Source organism: bacterium (assembly GCA_024224155.1).
Lineage (GTDB): Bacteria > Acidobacteriota > Thermoanaerobaculia > Multivoradales > JAHEKO01 > CALZIK01.
This window is the reverse complement of the sequence record JAAENP010000394.1, coordinates 1-2036: the sequence shown is the minus strand read 5'-3', so window position 1 is coordinate 2036 and position 2036 is coordinate 1. Positions and strand designations below refer to the sequence as shown.

General features: G+C 66.5%; 1 protein-coding gene. It reads left to right on the top strand.

The window, feature by feature from the left end; genetic code table 11:
- Window positions 1-261: 261 nt before the first annotated feature.
- Entirely contained in the window at window positions 262-1662 is a 1401-nt protein-coding gene (locus tag GY769_19870) for a PQQ-like beta-propeller repeat protein (protein MCP4204179.1), read from the top strand.
- Window positions 1663-2036 lie beyond the last annotated feature (374 nt).

Genomic DNA, 2036 nt, shown 5'->3' with positions numbered 1-2036 from the left:
TTCTTGCTGGTTCCGGCGTGACCGAGTCGTGACAGAGGTACACTCCACGATGTGGCAGCCAAGAGGCGCCGGCCCGAAGAGCACCAGCCCCGCCGGAATAGGGCTCGCGACGCACTTCGCCCGCCTGGGTTGAGCGATTCCGGCAGAGTCTGAATCACGTGACGCCGGGCGTCGACGGTTCGGTGTATTCTCTCGGCGACGATGAAGCCTAGAGCACTCCTTTCTTCAGGTCGCCGGATCGCGGTCGCGGGTGGCCGCAGGATGGCGTTCGTCCTGCTGCTCGGCCTGCTCGCGCCGCAGCTGCGTGGCGACGCCAACTGGCCATCCTTCCGCAACGACGGGAGCGGCACCATCGCGGTCACGAAGGCGCCCATCCGATGGGCTCCGGACCAGAACATCTCCTGGCGTGCCGCAATCCCGGGTTACGGGCAGTCCGCACCGGTGGTGTGGGGGGGTAGGGTTTTCCTTACGTCGTCCGACGGGCCCTGGCAGGAACGGGGTTTCGTTCATGCCTACGAGCTCGAGACCGGCAAGAAGCTGTGGTCGACCGAGGTACCCGCGACGACCCGCGTCGAGAGCTACTTCCGGAACAGTCGGGCGGCGCCGACTTCCGTGGCCGATGCCGACGTCGTGGTGTCGTTCTTCCCCGGCGGCGACGTGGCGGCCATGGACCACGAGGGCAAGACGATCTGGAGCGTGCCGTTGTTCGAAAGGTTCCCTCGGGCGGAGAACGATCGCGCGACGGCCAGCTCGCTCGCCCAGACGAAGGAACTAGTCTTCGTTCTCGTCGACCACCACGGTCCGTCGTATCTCGTCGCTCTGCGCAAGGCGGACGGGAGCGTGGCCTGGAAGGCCGATCGCGGCAGCCGAGTCCCGTCATGGTCGTCCCCCGCGATCGCGACGCTCGAAGGCCGCGAGATCGTCATCGCGAGCTCCTCGGATACGGTGGATGCCTATTCGGCCCGATCGGGCGAGCTGCTTTGGCAGATCGAGGGCTTACAGGGGAACCGCATCCCATCGGCTTCGGTCGTCGGCAGCTCGGTCTTCGTCGGCTCGACCGAACTGGCGCATGGCGGGACCGATGCCGCGGCCGCGAACTGTCGCATCGACCTGAAGAAGAAAGGCGATCGACCGACCCACGAGGTTCGTTGGGGGGCGCGGCGAGCCAGCTCCTACTACTCGACTCCCCTGGCTTTTGCGGGCTATGTGTATTACGTCACCAAGGCGGGCATCTTGTATTGCCTGGATGCCGAAACCGGCGAGGAGTTGTTTCGGCAACGCATCGGCGGGGCTTGCTGGGCCTCGGCGATCGGGGTCCGGACCGCCGAGGGCGAGTCCCTGGTCTATTTCGTGATGAAGAACGGTGAGACGCTCGTCCTGCGTCCCGGCCGCACGTTCGACGAGGTGGCGAGAAACCAACTCTGGGACGAAGAGCAGATGCAGGCGGCCGCCGCCGCGGCCAGGCGCCAACGGGCGGCCAACCAGGTTCCGCCGGGGGAGGCCCCACCCAAGGAGGGAGAAGAAGCGGAGCTGGCCAAGATGCCGGAAGCGCAGCTGCATCAGATCTTTGCCTACGGAGACCCGACCGTCTACGCGACCGCCCTGGTCGAAGAGTGCCTCCTCGTCCGAACAGGCCAGCACTTGTACTGCGTCGGCGACTGATCGACCGACCGTTTGCTGCTCCTGGGAAGGACGATTCCGGCCTATCTGAGCAAGCCCCTGAGCCCGGAGATCCAATACCGTCGTCTGAGTGTCTTGAGGGCGGTGCCAGAAGGCCGGTCGCTGAGCTTCCGAGCTGCGGCGATGTGGCGCTTGCAGAGCCAGAGACAGCCCTTCGGGTGGCCGGTCATCCCGTCGGGCAGAGGTTCGTAGTTGGCGAAGGTCACGGTGCCTCCGCCCTTTCCGGGGTCGAGTGCCCGGCCGCAGACCTCACAGCCCGGTGGCTCCATCCGGTCAAACCGTTCCCGCAGGGCAACGGCTCCCCCTCGATCCGGGGCGCGCGGGCGGCGATGAGCTCGCGGACGAGCTCGGAAAGC